This window comes from Mesorhizobium sp. CO1-1-8 (assembly GCF_020164875.1).
GTDB lineage: Bacteria > Pseudomonadota > Alphaproteobacteria > Rhizobiales > Rhizobiaceae > Mesorhizobium.
In genome coordinates this window covers 297838-311935 of sequence record NZ_JAIUGZ010000002.1, presented here as the reverse complement: position 1 = coordinate 311935, position 14098 = coordinate 297838, and the positions used below count along the sequence as shown (strand labels likewise).

Genomic DNA, 14098 nt, shown 5'->3' with positions numbered 1-14098 from the left:
AATGGGACCCGGCTGCTGACCAGCCGGGCCTCACTGTTAATGTTCCAGAAGGACGTTTGAATGACGGACAAGACTGAACAGGGGTCCATTGGGGCGGGCACGCCACACGATGTCCGTCCGGTAAAGCTTGCCTGCCGTAATGTCTGGAAGCTGTTCGGATCGAATGCCGCCAGTTTCATCCGCGAACGCGACGGCAAGGCCAGCATGGCCGACATCACTGCTGCCGGGCTGGTCGGCGCGGTGCGCGCGGTCGGTCTCGAAATCCGCCAGGGCGAGATTTTTATCATCATGGGCCTGTCGGGCTCCGGCAAATCGACGCTGGTGCGCTGCATGTCCAGACTGGTCGAACCGACCCACGGCAAGGTCGAATTCGAAGGCAATGACCTCCTGAAAATCTCCGATGCGGCACTCATCGAATTGCGGCGGCACCGCATGGGCATGGTGTTCCAGAATTTTGCGCTCTTGCCGCATCTCAACGTGCTGGAGAACATCGCCTTCCCGCTCAGCATCCAGGGGCAGGACCGGCCGACGCGCGAAGCGCGGGCGCGCGAGGTCATCGAGCTTGTCGGCTTGAGGGGGCGCGAGCATTTCTATCCTCGCGAGCTGTCCGGCGGTCAGCAGCAGCGCGTCGGCATCGCCCGCAGCCTGGCGACCAAACCGGAAATCTGGTTCCTCGACGAGCCGTTCTCGGCGCTCGATCCGCTGATCCGCCGCGAAATGCAGGACGAGCTGATGCGGCTGCAGACCATGCTGCACAAGACCATCGTCTTCATCACCCATGATTTCGACGAGGCTATCCGGCTGGCCGACCGCATTGCCATCATGAAGGATGGCGAGGTCATCCAGATCGGCACGCCGGAGGAGCTTGTGGTCAATCCGGCGACCGACTATGTCGCCGAGTTCACCCGCGACGTCGACCGCGCCAAGGTGATCTCGGCACGCAGCCTGATGCGCGCCTGCGACGGCTCGGAGCATGGCGGCACGGTTGCGCTGGAAGCCAAGATATCGAGCTTTTCCGCCAGCATCGTTTCGGCCAACAAGCCGTTCGCGGTGGTCAACGGCACCGGCAGGCCGATCGGCGAGGTGACACCGCAAGCGGTGATCGATCTGCTGGCCGGCATTGATCGTTCAAGGGCCGGCGCATGACAGTGACGGCAAGCGCCAGCGAGGCAAGGTCACGGCCGGTTCAGGTCTGGCTGCTGGTCTGGGCGGCAGCGCTTGCCGCCGTGCTTGTCGTCTTCCTGCTGCAGGACCGCCTGCCCTGGGCCGTCAACTATCCGGCAAGCGCCGTCGTACCGGTCGCCGACTGGGTCAGCGCGCTGATGCGCTGGATCAAGTCGAACCTATCCTGGCTAACGCGCTCGATCACCGCGGTACTCGGCGTGCCGCTCGACTTCGCGCTCAATCTGCTGGCCAAGAATTTCAAGATCGGCCACGGCGCTGACGCCTATGTCCTGCCACGCCTATCCTGGGTCGGCGTCTGCGCCGCCGCCTTCCTTGCCGGACATGCCGTTGGCGGCAGAAAGCTCAGCCTGCTGGTCGGCGGCTGTTTCCTCTACATCGCCCTGTTCGGCCAATGGACCAGCGCCATGCTGACGCTGGCGCTGATCTCCATCGCGGTGCCGTTCTGCATCGTCACCGGGCTGTTCGCCGGCATCTGGGCGTGGCGCAAGCCATGGGCCGAAAGGCTCATCGTCTCCCCTGCCCTTGACCTGATGCAGACGATCCCGACCTTCGCCTACCTGATCCCAATGCTGCTGCTGTTCGGCAACAGCCCGGTGTCGGCGATGATTGCGACCGCCATCTTCGCCACGCCGCCGATGGTGCGGGCGACGATGCTGGGCCTGTCGCGTGTGCCGTCCGAGATCGACGATTTCAGCGAGATGGCCGGCTGCACGGCGCGGCAGAAACTGTGGCGAGTGCTTTTGCCCTCGGCGCGGCCGACACTGATGGTCGGCGTCAACCAGGTCATCATGCTGGCGCTGAACATGGTCATCATCGCCTCGATGATCGGTGCCGGTGGCCTCGGCTACGATGTGCTTCTGGCACTGCGCGCGCTGAAGGTCGGCGAAGCGATGGAAGCCGGCCTCGCCATCGTGGCACTGGCCATCGCGCTCGACCGACTGAGCCAGGCCATCGCACACAGCCAAGCCAAGGGCCATGTCCATCAGGAAATGAGCCCGAGCCTCTGGCGGCGCTACCCCAACCTGACGCTGGCCATAGCTATTCTCGTCGTGACGACGCTGCTCGGCCTGTTCGTTCCCGCCTTCGCAACGGTGCCGAAAGCGATCACCTTCACCACCGCACCGCTGTGGAAGGCGGCGGTGAATTGGGTGACGATCAACTTCTTCGACACGATCGAAGCGTTCCGCGTGGCGCTGATCCTGAACGTGCTGAACCCGCTGCGCGCCTTTTGCGAAGGCTTTCCATGGCTGGGCGCGGTGTTCCTGCTCGGCCTTGCCGGCTATCAGCTCAGCGGCCTGCGGCTGGCCGTCCTTGTCGCGGCGCTGACCGCTTTCTGCGCCATCACCGGCCTGTGGGAAAAGACCATGGCGACCGTCTATCTCTGCGGTATCTCCGCCTTCATTGCTTGCCTGATCGGCATCCCCATCGGGCTGATGGCTTCGCGTAGCGACCGCTTCGAGAAGATCGTCACGCCGGTCATCGACACGCTGCAGGTGCTGCCATCCTTCTGCTTCATCATTCCGGTGGTGATGCTGTTTCGGGTCGGCGATGTCACAGCGATGATCGCAACGATCGCCTTCGCCGTGGTGCCGGCGATCCGCTACACCAATCACGGCATCAGGCAGGTGCCGCCGGCGCTGATCGAGGCGGCCAAGGTTTCGGGCTGCACGCCGCGCCAGACCTTCTTTCGCGTTCAATTGCCGCTGTCGCTGCCGGAAATCATGCTTGGCGTCAACCAGACGATCCTGATGGCGCTGGCGATGATCATCATCTGCGCCATGGTCGGCACGCGCGATCTTGGCCAGGAAGTGTTCATCGCGCTGTCCAAGGCCGATTCCGGCCGCGGCATCGTCGCGGGCCTGGCAATCGCCTTTATCGGCATCGTCACCGACCGGCTGTTCAGCGCCTGGACGGCGAAGGCCAGGGCAAGGCTGGGATAGCCAGGCGCGCCGCCCCTATTCCGCCGCGACGCCCTTCACCTCGAGATAGCTTTCCATCGAATCGTCCAGCGCCTGCAGCCACGGCGTGTGATGCAGCGGCGCCATGGTGCCGGTCATCAGCGAGCGGTAGGCGTGGTCGCGGAAGCCCATGATGTTCTCCGCCTTGTGATGCTCCCACTCCATGAAGGTCTGGTTGACCGCTTCGACGTCGAAGCCGGGATAGTCGGTCTGGTCCATCAATTCCTTGGTGTAGTCGCCCTGGAACCAGATCATCTGTTCGGCGTCTTCAAGCGTCTCCTCGCGTGCGCGCCATTTCGCGCCGTGCGCGGCCATCGCCTCGGCCGAGGGCAGCTTGATGCGGCCCATGATGACGTCGCGCGCGAACCAGGCCTGCGCGTCGAACATGTTGAAGGTGTAGAACTGGTCCTGCATGCCGATATAGGAGAGCTGCGGGTTCTTCTCCCAGACGACGCCTTCATAGAGGTCGAGCGGCCACATGCGGTTGGCGGTCTTGAGCTTCAGATCGTCGGTCAGGAAGGGGAAGGAATGCAGATAGCCGGTGCACAGGATGATGGCGTCGACATCCTTGGTGGTACCGTCCTTGAAGTGGGCTGTCTTGCCGACGACCTTCTGCAGCAGCGGCACCTCTTTCCAATTCTCAGGCCATTTGAAGCCCATCGGCTTCGAGCGGTAGCTGGAGGTGATCGATTTGGCGCCGTATTTGTAGCACTGCGAGCCGATATCCTCGGCCGAATAGGAGCGGCCGATGATCAGGATGTCCTTGCCTTTGAACTCCATCGCGTCGCGGAAATCATGGCTGTGCAGGATGCGGCCGTTAAAGGTCGAGAAGCCCTCGAAATAGGGCACGTTGGGCACCGAGAAATGGCCGGAAGCGACAACGACGTTGTCGAACTCTTCCGAATAGGTGACATCGTTGGTGCGGTCATGCGCGGTGACAGTGAATCTCTTTGTCGCGTCCGAGAAGGTGACCATCCGCACCGGGCTGTTGAACCGCACCCATTCGCGCAGGCCTGATTTTTCGACGCGGCCCTTGATGTAATCCCACAGCACGGCGCGCGGTGGATAGGAGCCGATCGGCCGGCCAAAATGCTCCTCGAAGGTGTAGTCGGCGAATTCCAGGCATTCCTTCGGTCCGTTCGACCAGAGGTAGCGGTACATCGAGCCGTGCACCGGATCGCCATGCTCGTCGAGGCCAGTGCGCCATGTGTAGTTCCACAGGCCGCCCCAGTCCGACTGCTTTTCGAAGCAGACGATTTCGGGAATGTCGGCGCCCTTGTCAGCCGCCGACTTGAAAGCCCTGAGCTGTGCCAGGCCGGACGGGCCGGCTCCGATGACGGCAACGCGACTTTTCATGGCAGGCCTCCCGATCTGAATTCGACTTTGTGTTGACGCAATCCCGGACGGAAAACCGTTTCACACTTTTCCTGGAATTGCTCTTACGAAACAAATTTCACTCACAGGACAGTGAATTGGCCCTTTCCTGCTGTCAACAGTCCGGTGCTGAAACTGGGTTCCGCGCAGTGGATTTCCTGAGAAAAACCGCACGCGGCCAAACGCCGGATCGTGCGCATGCGCTTTCAGGCGACTTGCCGTCGCAGTTGCGCTCCTGTATCGGCACCTGACATGTTCACCTAGAGTGAAATAAATCCGCAGGAGTGCCGGGGGCGACATGGCGAAGAAGGTTTCCGATTCCAAGGCTGGTCTCGCCGGTGCAACGGCCAAGCCGCTGCCAAAGGTCTCGGCCGACGGCAAGACCATCCGCGCGCCGCTGACGCAGAACCCGCATGCCATTCGCGACACCCGCGAAAAAGTGCTGGAGGTGGCGATCGGCCGCGAGGTGCGGGCCTTCCGCAAGAAGCTCGGCATCACCGTTGCCGACCTGGCGGTCGCCACCGACATTTCGCTGGGCATGCTGTCGAAGATCGAGAACGGCATCACCTCGCCATCGCTGACCACCTTGCAGGCGCTGTCGCGGGCGCTGGGCGTTCCGGTCACCGCCTTCTTCCGCCGCTTTGAGGAAGAGCGCAGCGCCGTCTTCGTCAAGGCCGGCCAAGGCCTCGATGTCGAGCGCCGCGGCACGCGCGCCGGCCACCAGTACAATCTGCTTGGCCATATCGGCTCCAACACCAGCGGCGTCGTCGTCGAGCCCTATCTGATCACGCTGACCGAGGATTCCGATGTGTTTCCGACCTTCCAGCATGAGGGCATGGAGTTCCTCTACATGCTCGAAGGCGAGGTCGTTTACCGGCACGGCAGCAACCTCTACCCGATGAAGCCCGGCGACAGCCTGTTCTTCGATGCCGACGCGCCGCACGGGCCGGAACAGTTGACGAAGCTGCCGATGCGATATTTGTCGATCATCTGCTATCCGCAGAGCGCGGGTTAGTCGGACGCCGCAGCCCCCTCACCCGGATTGCCAAGACCGAATTGCGAAGTGCAATTCGGGGCAATCCGACCTCTCCCCGAGGGGAGGGGAGCTGGCGTTGGCGATCTCTTCTCCCCTCGGGGAGAAGGTGGCCGCGCAGCGGCCGGATGAGGGGGTCTTCAGTCCGGCCCAAACCCCGGTGATGTCGCGCTCCCATCATCCAACTTCGACAGCCACTCGACCAACGCTGGGCGATAGCGTGTCAGACCCTTGTAGTTGGCGAGTTCGTCGGGCAGGTCGCGGATGACGCGGTGCAGGCGCCGGGCCCATTTCGGCTGCGTCACCAGCTCGTCCATCTTGATCAGATAGCAGCGGATCGGAAAGACGATGCCGTTGGAGCGCGGCAGCCGCCAGAAGCTCTGCAGCTCGACCCGCAGATGCACCTTGTCCCCGACATTCTCCGGCGTCACCGTCGCCCGGTCCGGTCCCCATTTGTGGTAGTTTTCCGGGCTGGTGTCGAGGCGCGGATTGATCGTCATCGTCCAGTTCAGGCGCCGCGCCGGCTTGCCTTGCTGGATGTTGGTGAGGAATTTCAGCGCCCTGACGAAAATCCCCTTCTCATGCGCCAGCGGCACCGGCGCGTGCCATTCGAAGAAGTTCATGCCGATGTCGAAGTCGAGCGACCAGTCGGCCTGGGTGGTGACCATGCCGGCATCCATCCATAGATTGCCGTCGCGCTGGTCCAGGATGCAGAAATCGCCCTGGCTCTGCCGGGTGATGTATTCCATGGGCCCATAGGGCAGCGTCGAGGTGTCGCCGAAGGTAAAGGTGTCGTCGATGCCGAGCGGGCGATTGATCCAGCGCCAGCGATCGCCGTCGCGGGTCAGCGTGAAATGCTCGGGATAACCCAGCGCCTGCTGCTCCATCAGCAGTTCGAGCAGGTCCCAGCCGGCCAGCGTCATATGCGGCAGCGACTGGCAGCGCAGCGGATCCTCGGCCAGCACCAGCGCCCGGTCCTGCATCTCGGCGACATAATGCTCGTCGACGTCGATCAGGTTTTCCAGCACGCTACCCTTCGGTCCGACGACATGCGGCTCGATGTTGACCGCATACATGTAGGCGTCTTCGTGGAACGGGAACGGAAAGCGCCTTATGTGCTCCGGGCTGTTCCTGAAGGTGAAGTCGTCGCGGAACGTTTCCTTGCGAAAGGTGATGCCCATGATTTTCTCCTAGCGCTCTAGGACCAGCGACCGGCCTTCGAAGCGCGACACGCACGGCATGATCTTCTTGCCCGAACGGTGCTCTTCCTCACTCAGCCAGTGGTCGTTGTGGATGAACTTGCCGTCGCAAGAGATGACGTTGGTTTCGCACTGGCCGCAGACGCCGCCGCGGCAGAGATAGGGCGGATCGACGCCGGCCGCCTCGATTGCCTCCAGCAGGCTCTGCTGCTCATCGACCCTGATCGACTTGCCGCTGACGGCGAGCGTCACGTCGAACGGCAATCCGGGCTGGGGTGCCGCGAAATGCTCGAAATGCACGGTTTCCGCTGGCCAGCCAAGGCTGGCCGCGCGATCGCGCACCCAGTTGATCATACCCGCCGGGCCGCAGACATAGAGATGCGTGCCGAGCGGCTGCGTCGACAGCAACCGGTCGAGTTCGATGCGCTCGTCAAGGTCGTCATGATAGAGCCTGACCCGACGGTCGTAACGCTCGCGCAGCACATCGGCATAGGTGCCGAGCGATGCGGTGCGGCAGGTGTAGTGCAGTTCGAAATTGCCGCCTTCCGCCGCCAGTTGCGCGGTCTGCGCCATGAACGGCGTGATGCCGATGCCGCCGGCCAGCATCAGATGCTTCCTGGCGCGCAGGTCGAGCGAGAACAGATTGACGGGATAGCTGACCACCATCTCCATGCCGGGCTTGACGTTCCGGTGCATGAACAGCGAGCCGCCACGGCCGAGATCGTCGCGGCGCACCGAGATCGTGTATTCGCGCGTGTCGAGCGGCGAGCCCATCAGCGAATAGGGATTGAGCCGGGTCCGCTCACCATCGCGCATTTCAACGACAACGTGCGCGCCGCCGGAAAAGGTCGGCAAAAGCTCGCCGTCGCGCCGGCGGAAATGGAAGCGGGTGACGAGGTCGTTGACCGGGACGACATCGCTGACGACTACATCGAGTTTTGTTGTTCCGGTGCTCATCGGAAAATCTCCTCCATCGGAGGAATTTCCGAGCGATCTTCCGCATTGATGCAGACGCCCTGGAAGGCGGCGATGCGCCTGGAATAGTGGTCGCGCACCAGAAGCAGCAGGCCGCAATGCGCGCAGGTCGCCGGCTGCGTCGTCACATTCTCGGTGATGCCCTTGCAGTGCACGCATTGCATGCGCCGCGCCAGCGAGCCGCGATGCTCGGTCTGGATCGAGATGTGGTCGATGCCGGCTTCTAGCGCCACCTGCGTCGCCTGGCCGATCAGGCCTTCAGTGCCCGAGAGATAGAGGCGCAGGCCCATATGCGCGTTGGCGAGAGTCTGCCTGAGCCGTGGCAGCAGGCTGGCAAAGGACGGCGCCTGGTGAAACTGCGCCGGCTTCAGCGCTTCGAGCGCGGCGATGTACTTACCGCCCGACCCTGGAATGAAGACGATTTCGGCATCGTCGAAGAAGTCGGCCGGCGCGCTCTCGGCCATCTCCGCTATCGCCAGCGCTCCTTCTGCATCCGCGATAAAAAGATGGTGCTTGCCGGGCTGCGGAGACAGGGTTCCGTAAACGGGCCGGCTGATGATGCTTTTGACTGCCATCTAACTCTTCGTGCCTCGAACCTCTCGCCGTCGACTATGCCTCAACCTTTCGCCGTGCGCTTGGTCTTCTTGGGATCGTCGAATGGCAATGGCTGGGCGGTGGCCTTGATGGCGCCGCTCTTGTTGCGGATTTCGAGCTTGGTGTCCTTGACCGCGCAGTCGACGTCGAGGCGGGCGATGCCCATCGATTTCTCGACCAGTGGCGAATACATGGCGCAGGTCACCACGCCCACCTTTTTGCCGTCGCGGTAGACCGGCGCTCCCTCATCGGCCGGCTCCTTGCCCTCGAGCAGAACACCATAGATCTTGAAGCGTTCCTTGCCTTTCAGGCGGTAATGCTCCTCGGCACCCCGGAAACCCGTCTTGCCGGGGCTGACGGTGAAGTCGAGGCCGAGTTCCCACAGCGTGTCGCCGGGGCCTTCATTCTCGAACGGATATTTCTGCGAATTGTCGTAGGGGTAGAAAAGCAGATAACTTTCGACGCGCAGCATGTCGAGCGTGGTGAAGCGGCACGGAATGATGCCGGCGCTCTTGCCCTCGTCGAGGATCCTGTCCCAGATCGTGCCGGCATCCTGGCCGCGGCAGAAGATCTCGTAGCCGCGCTCGCCGGTATAGCCGGTGCGTGAGACCATCACGGGCAAGCCGAACAGCTGCGTCTGCATGTGATGGAAATAGTTGAGGTCGCGAATGCCCGGCACGTGCTTGGCCAGATAGTCGACAGCTGTCGGCCCCTGCAGCGACAGATCGTGCAGATTGTCGTCGAAGCGCAGCGACACGTCGCGCCCTACCGAAGCACGCTGCAACTCCTCATGGCCGGTGCCCGAACCATGCACGACCATCCAGGCGTTCGGCCCGGTGCGGTAGAGGATGCAATCATCGGTGAATTTTCCCGCCTCGTTCAGCATGCAGGCATAGGCCGACTTGCCAGGGTAGATCTTTTCGACGTCGCGGGTGGTGGCGAGATCGATGAGATGTGAGGCATGCGGCCCGGTGATGTGGACTTTCTTGAGGCCAGAGACGTCCATCAGGCCCGCCTTGGTGCGGATGGCGATGTACTCCTCGTCGGCATCCTTGTCGTAGGTCCAGGCGGTTCCCATGCCGCTCCAGTCTTCGAGCTTCGAACCGAGGGCTCGGTGGCGATCCGCCAGGGTCGAAAATCTCCAGGATGCCGTCATCCGCTCGTCCTCCGTTTCGATAATGCTCTGCTGTTCCCTGCCCCCTGCGCAGCGGCGGGAGCTTTGGCCGAATATTGATCGCAAACGCCAGGGCGCCGCAATACCCATAAGCAATTAATTTCATTGTCAGGCAAAATCCGCTGCGCCAAGCAAACAGTTAATCTCGCGTAAATGGCGCTTGACAATTGCGGGATTCAGACGGAACTTATGAAAAAAATTTCACTCTCTTGAAAGAGGGCAACGTGAGGCCGATTCGGGGCCTGGCGTTGGAAAAAGGGGAAAACCGATGTCAGACATGCAGCAGCGCATCGAAGCGCTGTACCGTTCCGACGTGCGCGGATCCGCGCTCCTGATCGTCTGCCTGTGGGCGACGATCCTCTTCGTCCTCCTGATGACATGGCCCTACATCCCGCACGGCGGCATCAAGGCCGTGGTCGCGATCGCCGCCGCCGCCGTCCTGATCTTCAACACGGCCGCCATCCTGGCGATGGTCAAGCACTACAAGGAAGACAAGGAATTCATCTACGGGCTCGACATCAAGAACGCCGACGCATTCCGCAACCGCAAGTCCTGAGGGGTAGAAGAGATGTCCCGCTATACGCCACCGGAGCAGAACAAGGCCGGGCAGGTTTTCGACATCGCCGTCGTCGTCGTCGCCATTTTCGTGGCGCTGTGGCTGCCGCTCAAGCTGGGCCTCGCCGGTGCGGCGAAATCCATCGACGCGCTCGATGCCAAGACGTGGGAAGCGCTTGGCCAGAATCCGACCATGGCCTCGATCTGGGAAAAGCTCGGCTACACGCCCGAGACTGCGCACGACATCATCCAGAACCGCTTCCACTATGTCATCGACTGGCCGACGCTGATCATCATGGCGGCGGTGCTGATCGGTTATTTCGTCTTCCTGTTTCGCGCATCGGACCGCGAATATCGCGACGTCATCAACGAAAAATTCGACGACAAGTAAAAGTTTCGACGACAAGCAATCGGGGACGCGATCATGTGGGTGGCACTCTCTTACGCATGCTGGGGCATCTCGATCGTGCTCGCTTTGTGGATGCTCTACGACTGGTTCAAGGTCGACACGACCTTCTCCGAAGAGGTGCTGACCTCGTCGCGCGAAGGCGAGCTGGAAGCCACTTCCGAAAAACACCGGATCTGAGTGAGGATGAACAATGACGATCGCGGTTGAACCGGCAGTGCAAGGCGACAGGGTTTCCCTGCTCCGCGTCCTCGGCCCGGCCCATGTCTGGGCGCTCGGCGTCGGCATCGTTCTGGTCGGCGAATTCACCGGCTGGAATTTCTCGGCGGACAAGGGTGGTGCGCTTGCCGCGCTGATCGTCTGCTGGGTCGTCGGACTGCTCTACACCTCGGTCGCGATGATCGATTCCGAGGTGACATCGACCGTCGCCGCCGCCGGCGGCCAGTATGCGCAGGCAAAGCACATCGTCGGACCACTGATGGCGTTCAACGTCGCGCTGTTCCTGGTCTTTGCCTACACCATGCTCGAAGTGTCCGACGCCATCCTGCTCGGCGACACCATCGTCGCCAAGGCGGGGGTCGAAGGGCTCACCCACAATTCCTTCATCGCCGCCACCATCGTCGTGCTGGCGTGGCTGAACTATCGCGGCGTGCTGATGACGCTCAACGTCAACTTCGTCATCACCGCAATCGCCTATATCTCGATCGTCATCCTGTTCTTTTCGGTCAGCCCGTGGACGCAAGGCGCGGTGCTGAAGCTGAACGAACTGGTCACGCCCGGCAATGCGCTCCCCTATGGCTGGATCGGCGTCATCGCCGCCTTCCAGTTCGGCATCTGGTACTATCTCGGCATCGAGGGCACCACCCAGGCCGCCGAGGAAGTGCGCTCGCCGGCGCGTTCGCTGCCCTACGGCACCATGGCCGGCATGATCACGCTTCTGATCGCAGCCGCCATGACCTGGTATGTCTGCGCCTCGATGATGCCGTGGGAGTATCTGGGCATCACCTATTATCCGCTGTGGGACGCGGGCAAGCTGACCGGCAGCCCGTTGCTCGAGAACCTGCTGTTCGTCGCCACGCTGCTTGCCGCACTGGCATCGGCCAATGGCTGCATCAACGATGCGGCGCGCGCCTGGTTCTCGCTCGGCCGTGACCGTTATCTGCCGACATGGTTCTCGGCCGTGCATCCGAAATATCGCACCCCCTATCGCTCGATCCTGTTCCTGCTGCCGATCGCGCTGGCCTTCGCCTTCATCGCCGACCTCAACCAGGCGATCACCTTCTCGATCCTGTCGGGGGTGCTGCAATACACGTTCATGAGCATCAACATCATCATGTTCCGCAAGAAGTGGCCGCTGGGCTCGATCCGCCGCGGCTACACGCACCCCTTCCATCCGATCCCGGCCATCGTGCTGTTTTGCCTGTGCGTGGTGACGTTCTTCGCCATCTTCCTCGGCTTCGGCTCGCAGCTGATCGCCATGGTCGCCTTCTACTTCCTGATCTCGCTGTGGTTCCATTTCTATCGCTACAAATTCGTGCGGCGCGGCGATCAGTTCACCATGCCGTGGCCGAAGCCGCAGGGTTATTGATGGGAGTAGGCCCGTCCGTATCCCGGGCGGGCCTGGCGTGAGAAAATGTCCGAGGTGATATCAGCACTGCTGGCCGGGGCCATTGTCCTGGCTGTCGTTCTCCACCTTGCCTGGCAGGCGCGTGCCAGCCGCAGCAGGGCATCGATGGCGCTCGCCGTCGAGCAAGGCCGCATCCGCACAGTCATCGCCGACGCCGCCAATGTTTCGGACGGCACCGCCGGCGTCGTCACCTGGGAAGGGTCCTGGAACAGCAAACGTGTCCAGGTACGCACCATCGTCGATACGCTGGCGACGCGGAAACTGCCGGCGCGCTGGCTCAGTGTTTCGATCATCGAAGAGGTCGCGGTGCCGGCGACGTTCGACATGATGATGCGGCCGGGCTCGCCGACGACTTTCTCCAATTTCGATCACCTTGAGCATACGCTGCCAAAGGCTCCGGGATTTCCAGCCGAGGCGGTGCTGCGCACCGACCGCAGGGCGGCGCGCTTTCCGCAAGGCCTCATCGCCAGCCATATCGGGATCTTTTCCGAAGGGCGCGCCAAGGAACTGCTGATCATGCCCAAGGGTATACGCATCGTCTGGCTGCTGGCGGAGGCCGAGCGGGCGCGCTATGGCGTGTTCAGGCAGGCCGAATTCGGCGACGCCACGCTCGATCCCGCGCTGATCGAAAGGCTGCTGGTGTCGGCGTCGGCGCTGCGCGACGCGATCAACAAAAGCGAACGGCAGGCCGCATGACCAGTTCCGCCACTGCACCCACCAGTCCCTATCTGGTTCTCGGCGCCGCAATCGTGCTGCCGGCAAGCGGGCACGTCATTCTGGGCGTGCCGGTGCGAGGCCTCCAGTTCCTCTTCTTCATGGTGATCCTGGCATGGGTGACGGCCAAGATCGCGCCGCCGGATGCCAGTTTCATCGGCCGTCATGCCGGCGGGTTTCTCATCTATGCCTTGTCGATCCTCGACGCCTACAAGATTGCGCGCATTCGCACCGCCAAATGGGTTCACAATGCCGGGCGAGACGGCGACAGTGCGCAGAGCGGCATTGGGCCGCATACGTAACTAGAGGAATATTTTTTTCATATGATTGAATTTATGGGACTCATTCGATACATCATCTCTTAGCTGCAAACGATCTCTCCGCTACAGACACTGGGAGGCTGACATGTGTGGAATTGTCGGACTGTTTTTGAAGGACAAGTCGCTGGAACCCCAGCTGGGTGCGATGCTGTCGCAGATGCTGATCTCGCTTAGTGATCGTGGTCCCGACAGCGCCGGCATCGCCATCTATGGCGCGCCCTCCAAAAACGAGGCCAAGATCACCATCCAGTCGGCAAGGCCCGACCGCGATTTCCGCGGCCTCGAAGCCGAACTCGCCAAGGCTATCGGCACACCGGTGACGATCGCCGTGAAATCCACCCATGCGGTCGTCAGGACCACGCCCGCCAAGATCGATGAAGCGCGCGAGACCATCCAGACGCTGCGTCCCGACATCCGCATCATGGGCGCCGGTGACGTGGTCGAGATTTACAAGGAAGTCGGACTGCCCGAGGCGGTCGTCGATCGCTTCGACGTCCGCAAGATGACCGGCACGCATGGCATCGGCCACACCCGCATGGCGACCGAATCGGCAGTGACGACGATGGGCGCGCATCCGTTCTCGACCGGCGCCGACCAGTGCCTGGTGCACAATGGCTCGCTGTCCAACCACAACAATGTCCGCCGCGAGCTGATCCGCGAAGGCATGACCTTCGAGACCGAGAACGACACTGAAGTGGCCGCCGCCTATCTCTCGTCGCAGATGGCGCATGGCAAGAATCTCGGCGAGGCGCTGGAAGGCACGCTCTCCGATCTCGATGGCTTCTTCACCTTCGTCGTCGGCACCAAGAACGGTTTTGGCGTGGTGCGCGACCCGATCGCCTGCAAGCCCGCCGTCATGGCCGAAACCGACCAGTATGTCGCCTTCGGCTCGGAGTATCGCGCGCTGACCAAGCTGCCTGGCATAGACAATGCGAGGGTCTGGGAACCCGAACCCGCAACCGTCTATTTCTGGGAGCATTGAAT

At 62.1% G+C, this 14098-nt stretch carries 15 protein-coding genes; 10 read left to right on the top strand and 5 right to left on the bottom strand.

All coding sequences use genetic code 11. The features are described 5' to 3' along the window. Nucleotides 1–60 precede the first annotated feature (60 nt). The gene (locus LB558_RS04850; protein WP_224696476.1) at nt 61–1146 is read left to right on the top strand and encodes a quaternary amine ABC transporter ATP-binding protein; all 1086 of its coding nucleotides are present in this window, start codon (nt 61–63) and stop codon (nt 1144–1146) included. After that, nucleotides 1143–3125: an ABC transporter permease gene (locus tag LB558_RS04845; protein ID WP_224696475.1), complete on the top strand. Its 1983-nt coding sequence runs from the start codon at nt 1143–1145 to the stop codon at nt 3123–3125. The genes LB558_RS04850 and LB558_RS04845 overlap by 4 nt, the downstream gene beginning before the upstream one ends. Before the next feature lie 15 nt (nt 3126–3140). On the opposite strand, the gene LB558_RS04840 is transcribed toward LB558_RS04845, so the two are convergent. Continuing rightward, complete coding sequence (locus tag LB558_RS04840; RefSeq protein WP_224696474.1) at nt 3141–4499, bottom strand: NAD(P)-binding domain-containing protein; 1359 nt, start codon at nt 4497–4499, stop codon at nt 3141–3143. A 316-nt stretch (nt 4500–4815) separates the two neighbouring features. On the opposite strand from LB558_RS04840, the gene LB558_RS04835 reads away from it, so the two are divergent. Beyond that, nucleotides 4816–5532: a helix-turn-helix domain-containing protein gene (locus tag LB558_RS04835; protein ID WP_224696473.1), complete on the top strand. Its 717-nt coding sequence runs from the start codon at nt 4816–4818 to the stop codon at nt 5530–5532. A 158-nt stretch (nt 5533–5690) separates the two neighbouring features. On the opposite strand, the gene LB558_RS04830 is transcribed toward LB558_RS04835, so the two are convergent. Genes LB558_RS04830 through LB558_RS04815 form a run of 4 tightly spaced genes read right to left on the bottom strand, consistent with a single transcriptional unit; the run spans nt 5691 to nt 9474 of the window. Continuing rightward, nucleotides 5691–6731, bottom strand: coding sequence for a heme-dependent oxidative N-demethylase family protein (locus tag LB558_RS04830; protein ID WP_224696472.1), 1041 nt, complete (start codon nt 6729–6731; stop codon nt 5691–5693). 9 nt (nt 6732–6740) lie between these two features. Further along, nucleotides 6741–7706: a PDR/VanB family oxidoreductase gene (locus LB558_RS04825; RefSeq protein ID WP_224696471.1), complete on the bottom strand. Its 966-nt coding sequence runs from the start codon at nt 7704–7706 to the stop codon at nt 6741–6743. Continuing rightward, a complete protein-coding gene (locus LB558_RS04820; RefSeq protein WP_224696470.1) occupies nt 7703–8299 on the bottom strand; it encodes a dimethylamine monooxygenase subunit DmmA family protein in 597 nt (198 codons plus the stop codon). The genes LB558_RS04825 and LB558_RS04820 overlap by 4 nt, the downstream gene beginning before the upstream one ends. Before the next feature lie 41 nt (nt 8300–8340). Continuing rightward, on the bottom strand, nt 8341–9474 hold the full coding sequence (locus tag LB558_RS04815) for an aminomethyltransferase family protein (RefSeq protein ID WP_224696469.1): 1134 nt from the start codon (nt 9472–9474) through the stop codon (nt 8341–8343). Between the two features lie 286 nt (nt 9475–9760). Here LB558_RS04815 and LB558_RS04810 point away from each other — a divergent pair, with 286 nt between their 5' ends. From LB558_RS04810 to LB558_RS04780, 7 genes are all read left to right on the top strand, one after another. Next, on the top strand, nt 9761–10048 hold the full coding sequence (locus LB558_RS04810; protein WP_056581339.1) for a hypothetical protein: 288 nt from the start codon (nt 9761–9763) through the stop codon (nt 10046–10048). A 12-nt stretch (nt 10049–10060) separates the two neighbouring features. After that, nucleotides 10061–10438: a hypothetical protein gene (locus LB558_RS04805; RefSeq protein ID WP_224696468.1), complete on the top strand. Its 378-nt coding sequence runs from the start codon at nt 10061–10063 to the stop codon at nt 10436–10438. A 33-nt stretch (nt 10439–10471) separates the two neighbouring features. Beyond that, complete coding sequence (locus LB558_RS04800; protein WP_013532900.1) at nt 10472–10633, top strand: hypothetical protein; 162 nt, start codon at nt 10472–10474, stop codon at nt 10631–10633. Nucleotides 10634–10646: 13 nt separating this feature from the next. Then, complete coding sequence (locus LB558_RS04795; protein WP_127255245.1) at nt 10647–12041, top strand: APC family permease; 1395 nt, start codon at nt 10647–10649, stop codon at nt 12039–12041. 45 nt (nt 12042–12086) lie between these two features. Continuing rightward, nucleotides 12087–12776, top strand: a complete 690-nt coding sequence (locus LB558_RS04790) for a hypothetical protein (RefSeq protein WP_224696467.1) — start codon at nt 12087–12089, stop codon at nt 12774–12776. Beyond that, nucleotides 12773–13096, top strand: a complete 324-nt coding sequence (locus LB558_RS04785) for a hypothetical protein (protein ID WP_224696466.1) — start codon at nt 12773–12775, stop codon at nt 13094–13096. Before LB558_RS04790 ends, LB558_RS04785 begins: the two co-directional genes overlap by 4 nt. A 103-nt stretch (nt 13097–13199) precedes the next feature. Beyond that, nucleotides 13200–14096: a class II glutamine amidotransferase gene (locus LB558_RS04780; protein WP_224696465.1), complete on the top strand. Its 897-nt coding sequence runs from the start codon at nt 13200–13202 to the stop codon at nt 14094–14096. The last annotated feature ends 2 nt before the right edge of the window (nt 14097–14098 follow it).